This window comes from Ensifer sp. LBL (genome assembly GCF_050435225.1).
Lineage (GTDB): Bacteria > Pseudomonadota > Alphaproteobacteria > Rhizobiales > Rhizobiaceae > Ensifer.
The window spans coordinates 1-18,009 of sequence record NZ_JBNDJY010000007.1; the positions used below are offsets into that span (position 1 = coordinate 1).

The following is an 18,009-nucleotide window of genomic DNA, read 5'->3' on the forward strand; positions in this document are numbered from 1 at the left end:
AAAATCAGCATCAGCCAACCCAGGAAACTCTAGAGCGAAGGTCGTCGTCGCCAGCAGCGCCGCCGCCCTCGTCAGTGATCGGGCTTATAGACCCCACACATCCGACACGTCAACAGGGATTTTCGGAAAAAATGACAGATTTCTGACAAAGCCCACAAACGCAGGGCTTTGCGCCCCCAAAAAACTTTTGCCCCCTGCCCCGAGCCTGTGGAGACACAATTTGGCCCTACCTTTTTCACAATCCGCCTATCTAAGCGAAAAAGAAGATGCGTCGCGGATGCGGGCGCGCGGACAGGCTTGGGATATATAGGATATCGCCCTTGCCGCTTCGGCGCGTGATTTGACTCCGCCGCGTGAAAGATGCACACCTTCGCGCAACGTATCGCAGGCAAGAATACGGTTTAGAGAAATCGGGGACCCTCAGTTCGGCATGATCACCGACAAGAACATGGTCAGGTCGCTTGGCGACCAGCCACCGATCCTGGCGCATGGCCGGCGCCCGCCCGACAGGCGCGAGATCTCGCTGCGCTGGCTATCGGGTACCTTCCTGACAGGGATCACCTCTAGCCTCCTGATGGGTGTCGCGCTTTTTGCAGCGCTTGACGGCCGCCAGCAGCTGGCAATCCCGGCCGAAGCCTACGCCGCGCTCGATGCCGGTTCGAACGGCGACGAGCAGGCAACTGCCGTTCGCGGCGGCCGCATCCTGTCGCCGAAGCTCGTTGCCAAGCCTGCCGACAAGACGATCATGGAAGTCTCGACGATGACCCATGACGGCGAGAAGGAGGTGGTGCGCAAGCAGCCCTTCGTTCACGTCAAGATGGCGCTCGCCGCCAATCATCAGGCCTCGGAAAGCTATCCGGACTTCGATCCTCTGGCGATCTTCTCGACGGAAGAGGCAGACGAAGAGTCCCCCGTTTCGCGAACCGGCACGCTTTACGGCTCGAATGTCGATTCCGAAGTGGCGCTGAAAACCGTCGACTTCCCGCTGCGTGGCGGCGCCACCTTCGACAGCTCGATGTCGCTCGAAGAGGTCGAGGAAAATGTCCGCACCAACGGCTCTGTCCTGACCGAAGGCAGCACCCAGGTCGCCTCGCTCTATTATGTCGATCCGCAGCGCTTCGCCTCGGAGAATGACGGGCTCGATCTTCTCCAGGGCCTGACCGCCCGCATCGTCGAGCAGAACAAGAGCGACGCCGCCTACGAGACGATCGACGAAGAAACCACCGAATACGCCGACGACATCATCCCGGTGCGGCGCCAGACCGACATCGCGACCGTGATGAGCAGTGCCGGCTATACCAAGGCGCAGGCCGAAGACGCCGCCGGCTATCTCGGCCAGGCGCTCGGCGCGAGCGAACTTTCCGAAGGCGATGTCCTGCGCATCGGCATCATTCAGAACGGCGAGACGCAGAAGGGTCAGGACGCACGCATCGTGCGGGCCACGATCTATTCGCGCAACAGGCATGTGCTGACGATGGCGGTCGACGACAAGGGCCGCTTCGTGCCCGGCGCCGAGCCGCCGAGACTTGACGCGGTCGCCACCGCCTTCGACGACAACGGCGCGCCGGTCATGACCAGCAGCCACGATCTGCCGCGGGTCTATGACGGCATCTACCGGGCGGCACTTTCCTACGGCATGAACGCCGACATGGTCGGCCTCGTCGTCAAGCTGCTCGCCAGCAATGTCGATTTCCAGGCGCAACTGAAGCCGACGGACTCGCTCGAAGCCTTCTTCTCCGTGACCGACGAACGCGGCATGGCGACGGAGGATTCCGAACTCCTCTATGTTCGCGCCAAGTTCGGCGATGCCGTTACCGCCTTCTACCGGTTCCAGGATCCGAGCGACAACACGATCGACTATTTCGACCAGGACGGCAAAAGCATCCGTCAGTTCCTCTTGCGCAACCCCGTACCGAACGGCCACTTCCGCTCGGGCTTCGGTATGCGCCGCCATCCGATCCTCGGCTTCTCGCGTATGCACACCGGCGTCGACTGGGCAGCCCCGCGCGGCACGCCGATCATCGCCGCCGGCGGCGGTGTCGTCGAAAAGGCCGGCTGGGATTCCGGCGGCTATGGCAACCAGACGCTGATCCGCCATGCCAACGGCTACGTGTCCTCCTACAACCACCAGAGCGCGATCGCCAAGAACGTCAAGGTGGGCAACAAGGTCGTCCAGGGCCAGGTGATCGGCTGGGTCGGCACAACAGGCCTTTCGACCGGACCGCACCTGCACTACGAGCTGATCGTCAACGGCAACAAGGTCGATCCCTTGCGCATCCGCCTGCCCGGCGGCAAGTCGCTTTCCGGCGATGCGATGGCGAAGTTCGAAAAGGAACGCGACCGCATCGACGAATTGCTGAACAAGGACGGCACGGGCGCAGAGGTCGCGAGCAACTAGCCGCTCCTCCCCTCCCCTGCTCGAAGATCGGCACAAACAAAAAGGCCGTCCCGAAGGGCGGCCTCTTGATTTGTGCACTGCTGGACTTAGGCGGCTTCCTTGTCCGACCCTGCCCCGCGCTTGAAGTTGAGGCGATCCGAGCCCGAGAGCACCTTGACGGTCGAACCATCAGGGAACTCGCCCTGCAGGATCTTCTCGGCGAGCGGATCCTGCACGAACTTCTGGATCGTCCGCTTCAGCGGACGGGCACCATAGGCCGGATCGTAGCCCTTGTCGGCCAGGAACGCGCGGGCATCTTCGTCGAGCTCCAGCGTGATCTTGCGCTCGGCAAGCAGCTTGCGCAGCCGTTCGAGCTGGATATCGACGATCGCACCCATTTCCGAGCGGCGCAGCCGGTGGAACAGGATGATCTCGTCCACGCGGTTCAGGAACTCCGGCCGGAAGGCGGACTTCACCACCTCCATCACTTGGTCGCGAACCACATCGCTGTCCTCGTTTTCGCCGAGCCCGACCAGATATTCCGCGCCGAGGTTCGAGGTCATGATGATCATCGTGTTACGGAAGTCGACGGTGCGACCCTGACCATCGGTGAGGCGGCCGTCGTCGAGCACCTGCAGCAACACGTTGAAGACATCCGGATGCGCCTTCTCGATCTCGTCGAACAGCACGACCTGATAGGGCCGGCGCCGAACGGCTTCGGTCAACGCACCGCCTTCCTCGTAACCGACATAGCCCGGAGGCGCGCCGATCAGTCGGGCGACGGAGTGCTTCTCCATGTATTCCGACATGTCGACCCGCAGCAGCGCGGTTTCGTCGTCAAAGAGGAACCGGGCAAGCGCCTTGGTCAGCTCGGTCTTGCCGACACCGGTCGGACCCAGGAAGATGAACGAACCGATCGGGCGGTTCGGATCCTGAAGGCCGGCGCGCGAACGCCGGACGGCACGGGAAACCGCCTGCACGGCGTCACCCTGACCGACAACCCACTTCGCCAGTTCGTCTTCCATGCGAAGCAGCTTGTCGCGCTCGCCTTCCAGCATCTTGTCGACCGGAATGCCGGTCCAACGCGAGACCACATGCGCGATGTTGTCGGGGGTCACGACCTCCTGCACCATCGGGTTGGCATTGGCGTTCTCCTGGCTTTCGGCGTCCGAGAGCTCCTTTTCGAGCTTCGGGATGACACCGTAGGTCAGTTCGCCGGCACGCTGGAACTCGCCCTTGCGCTGGACGATCGCCAGCTCGTTGCGGGCTTCGTCGAGCTGCTTCTTGAGATCGGCGGCACGCCCGAGCTTCTGCTTTTCCGCCTGCCAGCGGGCCGTCAGCGCGGATGCCTGTTCTTCGAGGGAAGCCAGATCAAATTCGAGCTTCTCCAGCCGATCCTTCGACGAGACGTCGGTTTCCTTCTTCAGGGCTTCGCGCTCGATCTTCAGCTGGATGATGCGACGATCGAGCTCGTCGAGCTCTTCCGGCTTGGAATCCACCTGCATGCGAAGCCGCGATGCGGCTTCGTCCATCAGGTCGATCGCCTTGTCCGGCAGGAACCGGTCGGTGATGTAGCGGTTCGAAAGGGTCGCGGCGGCAACCAGGGCCGAATCCGAGATCCGGACCTTGTGGTGCTGCTCGTACTTTTCCTTCAGACCGCGCAGGATCGAGATCGTGTCCTCGACCGTCGGCTCCTCGACCATGACCGGCTGGAAGCGACGGGCAAGGGCCGCGTCCTTTTCGACGTGCTTTCGGTATTCGTCGAGTGTGGTCGCGCCAACGCAATGCAGCTCACCGCGCGCCAGCGCCGGCTTCAAAAGGTTGGAGGCGTCCATGGCGCCATCGGCCTTGCCGGCCCCGACCAGCGTGTGCATCTCGTCGATGAACAGGATGATCTCGCCGTTTTCGGCCTGCACCTCGTTGAGCACGGCCTTCAGCCGTTCCTCGAACTCGCCGCGGAACTTCGCACCGGCAATCAACGCACCCAGATCGAGCGCCATCAGCCGCTTGTCCTTGAGGCTTTCCGGCACGTCGCCATTGACGATGCGCAGCGCCAAACCTTCGGCGATCGCGGTCTTGCCGACGCCGGGCTCACCGATCAGAACCGGATTGTTCTTGGTGCGGCGCGACAGCACCTGGATGGTGCGGCGGATCTCGTCGTCGCGGCCGATGACCGGGTCGAGCTTGCCCTCACGCGCATCGGCCGTCAGGTCACGCGCGTATTTCTTCAGGCTGTCGAAACCCTGCTCGGCATTGGCGCTGTCGGCGGTGCGGCCCTTGCGGATGTCGTTGATCACCTGGTTGAGCTTGGTCGGCGTGACACCGGCCTTCTTCAACACATCGGCGGTGGCAGCCGAGCTTTCGATCGCCAGCGCCAGCAACAGGCGCTCGACGGTGACGAAGCTGTCGCCGGCCTTCTTGGCTGCGTCTTCGGCACTCGAAAACACCCGCGCAAGCGGCTGCGACAGATAGACGGAACCGTTGCCGCCGGAAACCTTGGGGAGCTTTGCCAGCGCTGCGTCATTGCCGGCGCGCGCTTCGCGGGCATCACCACCGGCCCGCTCGATCAGCGAGGCGGCCATGCCCTGGTCGTCATCGAGCAGTACCTTCAGCACATGCTCAGGCGTGAACTGCTGGTGTCCTTGCGCCAGTGCATAGGTCTGCGCCGACTGCAGAAAACCGCGCACGCGCTCGGAATATTTTTCGATATTCATACTCTACCTCCATATCCCGGCAGGCCCATCATGGCACCCGTCGGTGTTTCAGGATCAGGCTCCCGCATTCGGCAAGCCTGTCAGTGTGGCGCGATCCCCGCTTTGCGTCGGATCAACGCGTCCGAAGCGAATATGGGGCAGCGATTTTGGAAATTAAAGAGCCTCGCGACGCTCCTGAGACGGAAATCTGCAACCGCGAGGCGGCCGCGCACCAAAAGGGCAACGCGGCCGCCAGATTGCCTATGCCGCGGGCGGCCGCTCGGCAAAGGTCGCGCCGAAATCCTTCATCCGCCGCACGTAGTAGCCCGGGTCGATCAGGACCTCCGGCAGATAGAGCCCCGGCGCCGGGGCTGCCCCGCCCTCAAGGCCGAGCATGCGCTCGACCGCAAGGGCGACGCCAAGGGCCGTCAACGGCGCCTGGCCCTGAGGGTGCACGATCTCGTACCGACGGTCGACCGGTTCGCCATGCTTGTCGCGGCCCTTGATATCGATGGCGATCTCGGTCGAGAACGGCTCGCCGCGCCGCCTGCTCGCGGAAACGCTATAGGCAAGATCCAGCCGGATATCGCTGGCGTTGGTGCGGGCCGAAAGCGCCATGACGTCGAAGGGCGAATAGGCGGTCGCTTCGAGCTCGACGCCGTCAACGCTTCTGAAGCGCGCCTTGGAATCCTCGCCGCCGGCCCAGTGGAACTTGCCATCCGTGACGGTCAAGGCCGCGGGCGCGAGACCGGTGATGCGGTTGTAATCGGCAAGCGCTGCCGGCCCGCCCATGTCCTCTTCGTCGAGCAGGACCCCGATGCGGATCGCGTCAATCGCCTCATAGGCTTTGGAAAAGTCGAGGATCGGGAAGATCGCGGCGCCGGCGAGCCAGTGACTGGCGAGCAGGATCGGCGCGCTGTCCGGCGCGTGGATGTACTGCGCCATCTCCGGACCGACCTCGAAGGTGCCGCTCGAGAGGCTGATATAGGGAATGCCGTGGCGCTGGGCGTAGCGCATCGAACTCAGTTTTTCGTCTTTCAGGAAGATGACGACCGCACTGAAGCGGCGCTCGGCGCCGAGACCGAGATCCGGTCGCCCGAGGTCAACACTGACCCCGATTGCATCGCCAACCTCACGCGCGACCGCTTCGGCCTTGCCAAGATCGCGACCGCCAATCGCGATCGGCAGCGCCGGGTGCAGGCGACGAATGATCTTTGCGGCCTGCGACCCGACGACCCCGGAGCCGCCAATGATCAAAACGGGCAGAAACTTGCTCGACATCTTCCTATCTCCTAAACGAGAGGTAAGCGGCACTTACCGAACTTACCATTAGTAACTTACTATTGGTAAGTAAGATGCCGAAGGCCACTTTCAAGAGGCCTGAGCCGACGCGAAAAGAGGATTTTGATCGATGAGCCGGACGAAGGGCCGAAAGCTTGCCAAGCCGGAGCGACGCGCCCAGTTACTCGAGACCGCAAGGGAGATCCTGCGCGAACGGGGCGCCGACGCCCTGACGCTTGGCCATCTCGCCGAAAGCGCCGGCGTCAGCAAGCCGATCGCCTACGAACACTTCGGCACGCGCGAGGGGCTTTTGATCGCCCTCTCCCAGGAAATCGAAGACCGGCACACCGAGAAACTGAGGGTGGCGCTGGAGGGTGCCTCCAGTCGGCTCGATGCGGTCGCCGACATCATCAGTTCGGTCTACATCGACTGTGCGGTCGAAAGCGGCGAGGAATGGCAGGCGATCTCCGGCGCGCTGCGCGGCAATGCCGACATGATCGCCACGCAGCAACAGCAGGTCGACGACTACGTCGCCATGATCAAGACCGCCCTCTCCCCCTTCTCGGAAATCGCTGAAGACGATCTGAGGCTTCGCTGCACCGGTATCGCCGGCGCGGCCGAAGCGATCGGCCGCGAACTGATCCGTGGGCGCACAAGCGAGACGGCCGCGAGCAGCAACCTTGCTGCGCTCATCGTCGACAGTGCCAAGAGCTGACCAGCACAAAGGCTGATCAGCGGTGGCCGGACAAAGAAAAACCCGGCCGCTAAGGGCCGGGTTTTTGGTGCCTGCACTGGACAGGCTGAGGATTGCGACTTCGCTTATTCCGAAGCGGCGAGAGCCGGTGCTTCCGGAGCGTCATCACCCGACGGCTGAGCCTCGTCGGCAGCACCTTCGGCGGCGCTGCGGCGCGGACGGCGCGGACGCGGCGTGTTGCGGCGGCGCGAAGCGGCGCGGCCGGAAGCGGCCGGTGCCTCTTCTTCCATCGCGACTTCGGCCGGCGTGCCTTCGATCACCGGCTGCGGGCCGGTACCGTCGATGACAGGCTGCGGCTCGGAAACCGGCGCTGCGGCTGCGGCAACCGGAGCCGGCATGTCGTCTACATAGCCCTGATCCAGATCGTCCTGGTCCTGGTCGGCGGCATCGTGGCCGCGGAAGTCCTGACGGTCGTCACGCTGGAAACGGTCCTGCATCTGCGCCTGTGCGGCAGCGATGATGCGGTTGTAATGCTCGGCGTGCTGCAGGTAGTTTTCCGCCATGACCCGGTCGCCGGAGCTCTGGGCGTCGCGCGCAAGTGCAGAATACTTCTCGGCGATGTGCTGGGCCGTACCGCGAATCTTCACATCCGGACCGGAGCTGTCGTAGGTCCGCGTCAGCGGGTTCGAGCCCTTGCGGTTGTGATTGTTGTTATTACCATTGTTGTTGTTATTGTTGTTGTTATTCCGCCCGCGGCCGCGCTTGTTTTGCTGTCCTGGCCTCATAGTACATTCACCCGAATTCTCTTGATAATGATGATCATGTGGTTTCGTCTTCCGGCCGGATCCGTTCACGCCCGACAGAACACGCGCCGTTGTGCTCGCACAATGGCGGCTTCGGCGCCGACTGACGTCAAATTAACAGGTACCCGCACAAGGCACTGTTGAACCCTAGCAACTCTTTCTTGAGAGCAATCCCCGTGGCCAGGTCATACCGGAACGAATCTTAGGTCCATGACCTTCTGCCCAGTGCGCGGGCAAACTAGCCCGCTTCCTCTGGGATTCCAAGCCCTTTCTTTGCCTCTGCAAGAAAGAAGATGCGCCAGTGCAGCATTTTTTCAACGGTTTGTGTCGCGTTCGAAGATCAGGACGCGGTCATTGCCGCCGAGATCCTTCGCCTCTTCACACAGACGGAATTTTTCGGCGTAAAACAACGCCGTTACCGCCTCTTTCTGGTCGAAACCGATTTCCAAGCCTATCACGCCATTTGTCTCAAGATGATGACCAGCTTGAGAAGCGATGGCGCGATAGGCATCTAGCCCATCTTCTCCGCCATCAAGCGCTGCGGCCGGGTCGTGAAGTCTCACCTCCGGCTCAAGCTCTTCGACCACACTGGACCGGATATACGGCGGATTTGAGACGATGACGTCGTAGCGACCATCCACCTTTTCGTACCAGTTGCTGAGCAGGGGCCGAAATCGATCCGCAAGTCCGAGAGCGGCGGCATTTGCCGTCGCCGTAACCAGCGCGTCTCCGGATATATCGGTCGCCGTGCCCCTGGCTTCAAGAACCTCAGACAGAAGCGCGAGACAAATCGCGCCCGTGCCTGTGCCGAGATCGATGATCTCGCACCCTCCCTTTCGCGCCACCACCGCGCGCAAATAAGGGATCATGCGGTCGACCAGGGTTTCGGTGTCCGGGCGCGGCTCCAGCGTTTCCTTCGACAGTTTCAGCGGCAGGCCGAAGAACTCGCGCTCACCGAGGATGCGATAGACCGGCTCGCGCGCCAGCCGGCGGGTAACCGCAGCCCGGATCCGCTGAGCATCCTCATCCGAAACCGGGTCCCTGCCCCGCGACACGACCGCGCTCAGCGACAGGTCGAGCAGGCCCGAGATCAGATGCCGGACGTCGAGCGCCGCGTGTTCGATGCCGCCCGCCTGCAGGCGATCGCGACTTTCGGCAACCAGGCTCGCGAGCGTCTCGGCCATCGCTCAGCCTCGCTGTTCGCCGAGCTGCGCCAGCTGGCTTGCCTGATAGTCGGCAAGCAGCGCGTCGACGACTTCATCGATTTCGCCCATCATCATCCGGTCGAGCTTGTAGAGCGTCAGGTTGATGCGGTGGTCGGTCAGCCGTCCCTGCGGGAAATTGTAGGTACGGATGCGTTCGGAGCGGTCGCCCGATCCCACCTGGCTCTTGCGATCGGCCGAGCGTTCGCTGTCGGCGCGCTGGCGCTCCATGTCGTAGAGGCGCGAGCGCAGCACCTGCATCGCCTTCGCACGGTTCTGGTGCTGTGACTTTTCCGAGCTGGTGACGACGAGCCCGGTCGGGAGGTGGGTGATGCGCACGGCCGAGTCCGTCGTGTTGACGTGCTGTCCGCCGGCGCCCGACGAGCGCATCGTGTCGATGCGGATGTCCTCGGGCCGGATCTCGATATCGATGTCCTCGGCCTCCGGCAGCACCGCGACGGTTGCCGCCGATGTATGAATGCGACCGCTCGCCTCCGTCTCCGGCACACGCTGCACCCGGTGCACGCCGGATTCGAACTTCAGCCGGGCAAACACGCCGCGCCCGGAAACGGTCGCAATGATTTCCTTGAAACCGCCAGCTTCGCCTTCGCTCGACGACAGCACTTCGACCTTCCACCCCTTGCCCGCCGCATAGCGCTCGTACATCCGGAACAGGTCGCCGGCAAACAGCGCCGCCTCGGAACCGCCGGTTCCGGCGCGGATTTCAAGGATCGCGCTCTTTTCGTCGGCCGCGTCCTTCGGAAGGAGCAGGATCTGGATTTCCTGCTCCAACCCCTCGATCGCCGCTTGGACCTCGGGCTTTTCCATTTCGGCGAGATCACGCATCTCGCGGTCGGTCGATTTGTCGGCGAGCATGGCGGTGATGTCGGCAAGCTCCGCCGTCGCCTTTTCATAGGCGCGGATCTTCGTCACCACCGGCTGCAGTTCGGAATATTCCGAGGCGAGCTTGACGTAGACGTCCGCGGCCGGGCCGGCGGACATGCGCGCCTCGATTTCGCCGAACCGCCGTTCCAGTTCGCGCATCTTTTCAACGGGAAGCTTTGCCAAGTCTCACTCCAATGCGTCTTGCCCCGGCCGGATCAGCTCCGGACGAGGGTTGCGACGCGTCACTTCAATCTAAACCGGAATGCCGTTTTCCGCGGCGAAATCCACCAGCATCTGGCGAACGGGCGTCTGATCACGCGTATCGTCCAGTGCAGCGTTGAGCTGTGCGCCGAGCTTGGAGGCGTCAAGCGCCAGAAGCATCGCCTTGATCGGTCCGACGGCCGTCGGCGACATCGACACCGAACGGAACCCAAGCCCGAGCAGCGCCATGGCCGAGAGCGGCTTGCTCGCCATCTCGCCGCAGAGCGTTACCGGCGTATCGTGCCTGTCGCCGGCGCGCACGATGTCGCGCAGGATACGGAGGAACGGGCGACCGAGCACGTCGAACCGGTCGGAGACACGGGCATTGCCACGGTCGACCGCCATGGCGAACTGGAAGAGGTCGTTGGAGCCGACGGAAACGAAGTCCACCTCGGTCATCAGCTCGTCGAGCTGCCAGAGCAGCGCCGGCACCTCCAGCATGGCGCCGAACTGCAGCTTGCGCGGCAACTGTTCGCCGAGCTTCGACTGACGTTCGATTTCCTTCTGCAGGAGGTCGCGCGCGATCCTGAGTTCGGAAACCTCGGTGACCATCGGCAGCATCAGCTTGAGCTCGGCACCGGCCGCGGCACGCAGCATGGCGCGCAACTGGGTGCGCAGCAGACCCGGCCGGTCGAGCGAAAGCCGGATGGCGCGCCAGCCGAGCGCCGGGTTTTCCTCTTCCGCTGCGCGGAAATAGGGAACCACCTTGTCGCCACCGATATCGAGCGTGCGGAAGGTCACGGGTTTGCCGCCCGTCTGCTTCAGAACGTTACGATAGAAGGCTTCCTGTTCCTCCGCCTTCGGCATGGTCGAGGCGATCATGAACTGGAGCTCGGTGCGGAAGAGACCGATGCCTTCGGCACCCGCCTCGTTCAGATGCGGCAGGTCGACGAGCAGGCCGGCGTTCATCTGCAGCGTGATGCGCGTGCCGTCCCGGGTCAGCGGATCGACATCCTTCAGCGCCCGGAACTGCGCCTGACGCCGCGCCCGGAAACGAACCTTTTCCTCATAGGCGCGCTGCAGGTCGGCGAGCGGTCGCAAATGCACCTTGGCATCGTCGCCATCGATGATGATTGCGTCGCGGTTTTCCGCAAGCGCCACCGCACCGGTCGCCTGGCCTATGACAGGAATGCCCATGGCGCGGGCAACGATCACCACATGGCTGGTGACGGCGCCTTCTTCGAGCACCAGGCCGCGCACGTTTTCGCGCGGATAGTCGAGCAGTTCGGCAGCGCCCATGGCACGCGCGACGATAACCGCATCGTTCGGGAAGTCGCTCGCCGAAAGCTTGGCGCCGTAGCCGGAGAGCTGGCGCAGCAAGCGGTTGGCGAGATCGTCGAAATCATGCATGCGCTCGCGCAGGTACGGATCCGTCAGGCGGATCATCCGTGCCTTGGTTTCGCTCTGCACGCGTTCGACCGCGGCTTCCGCCGTCAGGCCGTTGCGGATCGCCTCTTCGAGCTTGCGCACCCAGCCGCGGTCATGCGCGAACATGCGGTAGGTTTCGAGCACCGCCCGGTGCTCGCCTTCCATCGACACCTCGCGGCGCGACAGCATGTCGTCGATCGAAATGCGCAGCGAGCCGAGCGCTTCGGCAAGCCGCTGCAGCTCCTGGTCGGTATCCTCGTTGAGGAGATTGGTAACGACGATCCTCGGTTCGTGCAGGACGACATAGCCGAGACCGATGCCTTCGCCGTAGCTGTTGCCGTCGATCGAGACGGGACGCGACAGGTCGAGTTCGAGACCGGGCTTGGTGATCTTCTTCAGCTCGCCGGTCGCCACCATTTCGGCGAGAACCATAGCGGTCGTCTCAAGCGCCTCGACCTCGTCCTCGCGATAGTTGCGCATCGCCTTGTTCTGAACGACGAGAACGCCGAGCGCGCGCCCGGTGCGCAGGATCGGCACGCCGAGGAAGGAATGGTAGATCTCTTCGCCGGTTTCCGGCAGGTAGGTAAAGGCTGGGTGCGACTGGGCGTCGGAGAGATTGAGCGGCCGCGCCGAAGCGGCGATGGTGCCGACGAGGCCCTGTCCCATCTTCAATTGCGCCAGGTGAACGGCGGCCTTGTTCAGACCTTCGGTCGCATAGAGTTCGAGCACGCCGTCGGAGCGCAGCACGTAGACCGAACACACTTCCGCGACCATATTCTGCGCGATCTGGCGCACGATACGGTCAAGGCGCTCCTGCGGCTCCAGCGGTTCCGCCATCAACTCGCGCAACCGCTTGAGGAGAACGCGCGGACCTGCGGAAAGGTCTCTCATCGCGTGGGGTCTCCCGAAATAGAGGGGACGGCAGCAAAGGGGATACGCGGCCAAACCGCCGCGAATCCCAAATCGGTCGTCTGTCGATTAACTCTTATCGAGACCGTAAGCGGAATGCAAAGTGCGAACCGCCAATTCCGCATAGGGTCCATCGATCAGGATCGAAATCTTGATCTCGGACGTGGTGATGGCCTTGATGTTGATGCCCTTGTCGGCAAGTGCGCGGAAGGCCGAAGCTGCAACACCGGCGTGGCTGCGCATGCCGATGCCGATGACCGATACCTTGACGAGGCCCGCTTCGGACTGGACGACGTCGTAGCCGATCTTGTCCTTGTTGTCGCCGAGCACCTTCAGCGCCTTGTCGACGTCGCCGGAGGGAACCGTGAAGGTCATGTCGGTCTTCGAACCGTCCTCGGAGATGTTCTGGACGATCATATCGACGTTGATATGGGCTTCAGCCAGCGGGCCGAAGATCGCGGCGGAGACGCCCGGCCGGTCGGCGAGACGGCGCAGCGAAATCTGGGCTTCATCCTTGGCATAGGCAATGCCGGTTACGACTTCCTGTTCCACGATCTCATCCTCATCACAAATCAGCGTACCGGGCGGATTGAGAAGGTCACCCATGCCCGGCGCATCGGGATCTTCGAAAGACGAACGTACGAAGGTGCGGACCTTGTGCACCATGGCGAGCTCGACCGAGCGCACCTGCAGCACCTTGGCGCCGAGCGATGCCATTTCCAGCATTTCCTCGAACGCGATTTTCTTCAGCCGCCGCGCCTTCGGCTCGATGCGCGGGTCGGTCGTGTAGACGCCATCGACGTCGGTATAGATGTCGCAGCGATCAGCCTTGACCCCAGCGGCAATCGCCACGGCCGAGGTGTCGGAGCCACCGCGACCGAGGGTGGCGACGCGGTTGTCGGGCCCAAGTCCCTGGAAGCCGGCGATGACGGCGACCTGGCCCTCACCCATGCGGCGGACGAGCTCGGCACCGTCGATATCGAGAATGCGGGCTGCGCCATGGGCATTGTCGGTGCGGATCGGGATCTGCCAGCCCTGCCAGGAACGGGCGTTGATGCCCATCGACTGCAGCGCGATCGCCAGCAGGCCGGAGGTCACCTGTTCGCCGGACGCGACGATCGCGTCATACTCGCGCGCATCGTAGAAGGGCGAGTTGGCGCCGGTTGCCTTCGGCATGTTCTGCACCCAGCCGACCAGCTCGTTGGTCTTGCCGGACATGGCGGAAACGACGACGGCAACTTCGTGGCCGGCATCGACTTCGCGTTTCACATGGCGGGCAACATTGTGAATGCGGTCCAAATCAGCGACGGACGTTCCGCCGAATTTCATCACGATGCGTGCCATGTGCCTCTACCGGTACCCAATTTGCGCGCGTGAGGCGCGCGTGACAGGAAAGTCCCCGCCGGCGCCCGACGGTCAAAAAGCTTGGGAGACTTCTCGGACATCGGCAGTCACCGCTTCGGGGAGCGGAAAGTCGCGGCGTCTCTTAGCGGATCAGGGGGCCGCACGCAATGGCAAGAGGGCAGGAATAAGGCGCGGGAACCCCCGCCGGAAACCTGTACCGGGACAAGCATGCGCCACTTGCAATTGCAGCCATGGCGGCTAGGCTGCCAGCGAGGGATCAAGGGGGCAGACATGCAGACACGACGCATAGCCGCAACCGGGCGCGCCGCAGCCCACCTTGCCGGCACATTTGCGCTGGCGCTGCTCGCCTCCGCACCGGCGCGCGCTGCCTATTTCGACGCCGAGCGTATGGCGCCTGAGAGCGACTGGACGGTGATCGTCAGCCCCTATATCTGGGCCGCCAGCCTGAAGGGCGACGCATCGCTCGCCGGTTTCGACACCGATGTCGACGTGCCGTTCAAGGACACGCTCGACCATCTCGACCTGGCGCTGATGGGCAACATCGAGCTGACCAACGGCCAATGGGGCGTCTATTTCGACGGCCAATATGTGCGCACCAGCCAGGACGAAGAGCTGCTCTCCCATGAGATCGGCCTCGATATCAAGATGACGACACTGGCGGTCGGCGCGTTTTATCAGATCTACGAGCAGGAGCTCGGTGGCAACACGGCCTTTGGCAAGCCCCGGACGCTCTCGATCGAGCCGACGATCGGCCTTCGCTGGACGAAGCTCGAAGCGGACGTGTCCGTGGCCGGCGTGAATGCGAGCAAGAGCGCCGACTGGACCGACCCTTTTGTCGGCCTGCGGCTCAACGCCGACCTCAGCGAACGCTGGAACCTCGTCGCCGAGGCCGATGTCGGCGGCTTCGATGTCGGCTCCAAGCTCAGCGTCAACGCCCAGGCCTATCTCGGCTACCGCACCGAAATGTTCGGTCAACCGACGATCCTTCGCGCCGGCTACCGCCTGCTCTATCAGGACTACGAAAGCGACGATTTCACTGGAACCAACAAGTTTCGTTGGGACGTAAACCAGCATGGCCCGGTCATCGGATTCTCGATGCTGTTCTAGAGAGGCCTGATCCGCACGCGACCTGAAAGGGAGAATGCCGTGACGTTTATCGGAAAGTCCGCCCGCTCGATTGTTTCAGCGGCACTCGCCAGCCTTCTCGTCCTTGCCCAGACCAGCGCCGAAGCCTGCACGCGCCTCGTCTATCTCGGCCCTGATGACAATATCATCACAGCGCGTTCCATGGACTGGAAGAGCGATGTCGCCACCAATCTCTGGGTGCTGCCGCGCGGCACCGAACGCGATGGCCAGGCCGGCCCCAATTCGTTCAAATGGACGGCGAAGTATGGCAGCGTCGTTGCCACCGGCTATGACGTCTCCACCACCGACGGCGTCAACGAGGTAGGGCTGAATGCAAATCTGCTCTGGCTGGTCGAATCCGAATACCCCGAGTTCAATGACAAATCGAAGCCCGGCCTGACGATCGCCGCCTGGGCGCAATATGTGCTCGACAGCTTCGCAACTGTCGAAGAGGCAGTGACAGCGCTCGAGAAAGAGCCCTTCACCATCGTCACGGACAATGTTCCGGGCGAGAACCGCCTGACGACGCTGCACCTTTCCATCTCCGACACGACGGGCGATAGCGCCATCGTCGAATATATCGGCGGCAAGCAGGTGATCCACCACGACCGCAAATACCAGGTCATGACCAACTCGCCTGTCTTCGACCAGCAACTGGCGCTGAACAGTTACTGGAAGCAGATCGGCGGAACGGTGATGCTGCCCGGCACCAACCGAGCATCCGACCGGTTCGCCCGCGCCTCCTTCTACGTCAATGCTATCCCGAAGGACGAGAACCCCGACCGGGCGCTGGCAAGCGTCTTTAGCGTCATTCGCAATGTCTCGGTCCCCTATGGGCTCAACACCCCGGAAGAACCGAACATTTCCTCGACCCGCTGGCGCACCGTCGTCGATCACAAGCGCAAGCTCTACTTCTTCGAATCCGCGCTGACACCAAACACCTTCTGGGTCGACCTGAAGAAGATCGACTTTGCCAAGGAGACCGGCAAGGTGATGAAACTCGATCTCGGCGAAAACCAGGATCACACCTATTCGGGCGACGCGACCGGCGATTTCAAGCCGGCCGAACCATTCAAGTTCCTCGGCCTGCAGATATGAGCCTTCGATGCCGGGGGCATTGAAAGTTGCACGCGACGATGGTATTCACACCGCGCGACTTGAATTCGAGGAAGGGGGGCTGCACGTGATGACATTTTTCCGGCACCACCGCCAGCGTGGCCCCGTCCAAGCCCTGCAGATGCGTTTGCAGGGCTGACCGGACATACTTTGCAACATCGCGAACCTATCCCTGGTCTGCCCAGAGTGATGCAGTGCGCAACCGTACCGGTTTGAACGCCTGCATCGTCTTCCCATACCGAGCCGACATGGCCCGAGCACAGCCCCTCGCTGTCGCGGGTTAAACCATCCGCCAACCACGGCATAAGCTTGCCACCCCGGATGCCTCATCGTCGCTCGCGCAGTCCAGAGAACGACCATGGCCTTGATCAATATCCGCAACCTCGGCGTCAGCCTGAGCGCACCGCTTTTCTCCAACCTCAACCTCTCCGTCGCGTCAGGCGACCGTATCGGCATCGTCGCCGCCAACGGGCGCGGCAAGTCGACGCTGCTGAAATCGATCGCCGGCACATTCGACCCGACGGCGGGCGAAATCACCCGCTCGCGCGGCCTGACGGTCGGCCACGTCGAGCAGAACGTGCCTGCGTCCCTTTTGCCTCTCTCCTTCCACGACGCGGTTCTTTCGGCGCTCCCGGCAGACCAGGCGGAGAACGAAAGCTGGCGCGTCGATATCGTGCTCGATTCCCTCGATGTGCCGGAGGTTCTGCGGGCGCGTGCCGTCTCGCAGTTGAGCGGCGGCTGGCAGCGGCTGATGCTGCTTGCCCGTGTCTGGGTCAGCGAGCCCGACGCGCTGCTGCTGGACGAGCCGACCAACCATCTCGATCTCGCCAAGATCGGCCGGCTCGAGGCCTGGCTGAACGCTCTGCCACGCGACGTGCCGGTGCTGGTTGCCAGCCACGACCGCGCCTTCCTCGACGCAACCACCAACCGCACGCTGTTCCTGAGGCCGGAGCAATCGCCGGTCTTCGCGCTCCCCTATTCGCGGGCGCGCGCCGCTCTCGACGAAGTGGACGCGTCCGAGGAGCGGCGTTACCAGCGCGACATGAAGGTGGCACAGCAGCTGCGTCGCCAGGCCGCCAAGCTCAACAACATCGGCATCAACTCCGGAAGCGACCTGCTGACGATAAAGACGAAGCAGTTGAAACAGCGGGCGGAGCGGCTGGAGGATGCGGCAAAGCCAGCGCATCAGGAGCGCTCAGCCGGTGCGATCCGGCTCGCCAACCGCGGCACCCACGCCAAGATCCTGGTGACGCTCGACGACGTTCAGGTCGAAACGCCCGACGGCACCCCGCTTTTCCGCACCGGCAAGCGCTGGATCTGCCAGGGCGACCGCATCGTGCTGCTCGGCGAAAACGGCGCCGGCAAGACCCGGCTCGTCAATCTCATCCGCACCGCGATCGACGAACCCTCCCGCGCGCCGGAAACGCTGAAGGCAACGCCCTCGCTCGTGCTCGGCTACAGCGACCAGGCACTTGCCGGACTGTCGGATGACGAGACGCCGCTTGCAGCACTCTCCCGCCGCTTCTCGCTCGGCGATCAGCGCGCCCGTAGCCTGCTCGTCGGTGTCGGCGTCGGCATCGACATGCAGGAAAAGGCGATCGGCCGGCTCTCAGGCGGCCAGAAGGCGCGTCTTGCCATGCTGGTGCTGCGCTTGAAGGAGCCCAATTTCTACCTGCTCGACGAACCGACCAACCACCTGGACATCGAGGGCCAGGAAGCGCTTGAGGCGGAGCTGTTGAGAAACGAGACGAGTTGCCTGCTCGTCTCCCACGACCGCAGCTTCGTGCGCAATGTCGGCGATCGTTTCTGGCTGATCGAAAAGCGCCGCCTCGTCGAGGTCGAGGATCCCGAGGACTTCTTCGCCTCGGCGGCTGCAGGCGACGTCGGCTGACATAACCCCAATCATCGCAAACGTGGCGCCCGCAAAGAA

12 protein-coding genes are annotated in these 18,009 nt (G+C 63.1%); 5 read left to right on the plus strand and 7 right to left on the minus strand.

Annotated elements, in window-relative coordinates; all coding sequences use genetic code 11:
- Positions 1-430: 430 nt before the first annotated feature.
- On the plus strand, positions 431-2,398 hold the full coding sequence (locus OKW20_RS25170) for a M23 family metallopeptidase (RefSeq protein ID WP_429176600.1): 1,968 nt from the start codon (positions 431-433) through the stop codon (positions 2,396-2,398).
- An 86-nt stretch (positions 2,399-2,484) separates the two neighbouring features.
- Here OKW20_RS25170 and clpB read toward each other — a convergent pair whose 3' ends face one another.
- Together clpB and OKW20_RS25180 are read right to left on the minus strand one after the other, a co-directional pair.
- A complete protein-coding gene (gene clpB / locus OKW20_RS25175; RefSeq protein ID WP_429176603.1) occupies positions 2,485-5,091 on the minus strand; it encodes an ATP-dependent chaperone ClpB in 2,607 nt (868 codons plus the stop codon).
- A 240-nt stretch (positions 5,092-5,331) separates the two neighbouring features.
- Positions 5,332-6,351, minus strand: a complete 1,020-nt coding sequence (locus tag OKW20_RS25180; RefSeq protein ID WP_429176606.1) for an NAD(P)-dependent oxidoreductase — start codon at positions 6,349-6,351, stop codon at positions 5,332-5,334.
- Between the two features lie 130 nt (positions 6,352-6,481).
- Between OKW20_RS25180 and OKW20_RS25185 the strand changes: the two genes are divergently transcribed.
- Positions 6,482-7,066, plus strand: coding sequence for a TetR/AcrR family transcriptional regulator (locus tag OKW20_RS25185; RefSeq protein ID WP_043626181.1), 585 nt, complete (start codon positions 6,482-6,484; stop codon positions 7,064-7,066).
- Positions 7,067-7,170: 104 nt separating this feature from the next.
- Here OKW20_RS25185 and OKW20_RS25190 read toward each other — a convergent pair whose 3' ends face one another.
- The 5 genes from OKW20_RS25190 to OKW20_RS25210 all read right to left on the minus strand — a co-directional run bounded on the left by OKW20_RS25190 (position 7,171) and on the right by OKW20_RS25210 (position 13,817).
- The gene (locus tag OKW20_RS25190) at positions 7,171-7,830 is read right to left on the minus strand and encodes a DUF4167 domain-containing protein (protein ID WP_192450561.1); all 660 of its coding nucleotides are present in this window, start codon (positions 7,828-7,830) and stop codon (positions 7,171-7,173) included.
- A gap of 332 nt (positions 7,831-8,162) precedes the next feature.
- The gene (gene prmC, locus OKW20_RS25195; protein WP_429176608.1) at positions 8,163-9,032 is read right to left on the minus strand and encodes a peptide chain release factor N(5)-glutamine methyltransferase; all 870 of its coding nucleotides are present in this window, start codon (positions 9,030-9,032) and stop codon (positions 8,163-8,165) included.
- 3 nt (positions 9,033-9,035) lie between these two features.
- On the minus strand, positions 9,036-10,118 hold the full coding sequence (gene prfA / locus OKW20_RS25200) for a peptide chain release factor 1 (protein ID WP_192450563.1): 1,083 nt from the start codon (positions 10,116-10,118) through the stop codon (positions 9,036-9,038).
- A gap of 69 nt (positions 10,119-10,187) precedes the next feature.
- Positions 10,188-12,455 (minus strand): phosphoenolpyruvate--protein phosphotransferase, encoded by a 2,268-nt coding sequence (gene ptsP / locus OKW20_RS25205; protein ID WP_043622970.1) that lies wholly within the window; start codon positions 12,453-12,455, stop codon positions 10,188-10,190.
- Positions 12,456-12,542: 87 nt separating this feature from the next.
- Positions 12,543-13,817, minus strand: coding sequence for an aspartate kinase (locus tag OKW20_RS25210; protein ID WP_043622972.1), 1,275 nt, complete (start codon positions 13,815-13,817; stop codon positions 12,543-12,545).
- Positions 13,818-14,108: 291 nt separating this feature from the next.
- Here OKW20_RS25210 and OKW20_RS25215 point away from each other — a divergent pair, with 291 nt between their 5' ends.
- The 3 genes from OKW20_RS25215 (at position 14,109) to OKW20_RS25225 (ending at position 17,970) form a co-directional block, all read left to right on the plus strand.
- On the plus strand, positions 14,109-14,945 hold the full coding sequence (locus OKW20_RS25215; RefSeq protein WP_429176611.1) for a hypothetical protein: 837 nt from the start codon (positions 14,109-14,111) through the stop codon (positions 14,943-14,945).
- 69 nt (positions 14,946-15,014) lie between these two features.
- Positions 15,015-16,061 carry a linear amide C-N hydrolase gene (locus tag OKW20_RS25220; RefSeq protein WP_429177114.1) on the plus strand — a complete coding sequence of 349 codons (1,047 nt, stop codon included), beginning with the start codon at positions 15,015-15,017 and terminating at the stop codon, positions 16,059-16,061.
- A 376-nt stretch (positions 16,062-16,437) separates the two neighbouring features.
- Positions 16,438-17,970, plus strand: a complete 1,533-nt coding sequence (locus tag OKW20_RS25225; RefSeq protein WP_429176614.1) for an ABC-F family ATP-binding cassette domain-containing protein — start codon at positions 16,438-16,440, stop codon at positions 17,968-17,970.
- Positions 17,971-18,009: the final 39 nt, after the last annotated feature.

What these genes read in the sequence shown, in the direction of transcription:
- prmC (WP_429176608.1), bottom strand. Translation starts at nt 9,032, where the DNA reads ATGGCCGAGACGCTCGCGAGCCTGGTTGCCGAAAGTCGCGATCGCCTG.
- clpB (WP_429176603.1), bottom strand. Translation starts at nt 5,091, where the DNA reads ATGAATATCGAAAAATATTCCGAGCGCGTGCGCGGTTTTCTGCAGTCG.
- OKW20_RS25225 (WP_429176614.1), top strand. Translation starts at nt 16,438, where the DNA reads ATGGCCTTGATCAATATCCGCAACCTCGGCGTCAGCCTGAGCGCACCG.
- OKW20_RS25210 (WP_043622972.1), bottom strand. Translation starts at nt 13,817, where the DNA reads ATGGCACGCATCGTGATGAAATTCGGCGGAACGTCCGTCGCTGATTTG.
- OKW20_RS25215 (WP_429176611.1), top strand. Translation starts at nt 14,109, where the DNA reads ATGCAGACACGACGCATAGCCGCAACCGGGCGCGCCGCAGCCCACCTT.
- ptsP (WP_043622970.1), bottom strand. Translation starts at nt 12,455, where the DNA reads ATGAGAGACCTTTCCGCAGGTCCGCGCGTTCTCCTCAAGCGGTTGCGC.
- OKW20_RS25180 (WP_429176606.1), bottom strand. Translation starts at nt 6,351, where the DNA reads ATGTCGAGCAAGTTTCTGCCCGTTTTGATCATTGGCGGCTCCGGGGTC.
- OKW20_RS25170 (WP_429176600.1), top strand. Translation starts at nt 431, where the DNA reads ATGATCACCGACAAGAACATGGTCAGGTCGCTTGGCGACCAGCCACCG.
- OKW20_RS25185 (WP_043626181.1), top strand. Translation starts at nt 6,482, where the DNA reads ATGAGCCGGACGAAGGGCCGAAAGCTTGCCAAGCCGGAGCGACGCGCC.
- OKW20_RS25190 (WP_192450561.1), bottom strand. Translation starts at nt 7,830, where the DNA reads ATGAGGCCAGGACAGCAAAACAAGCGCGGCCGCGGGCGGAATAACAAC.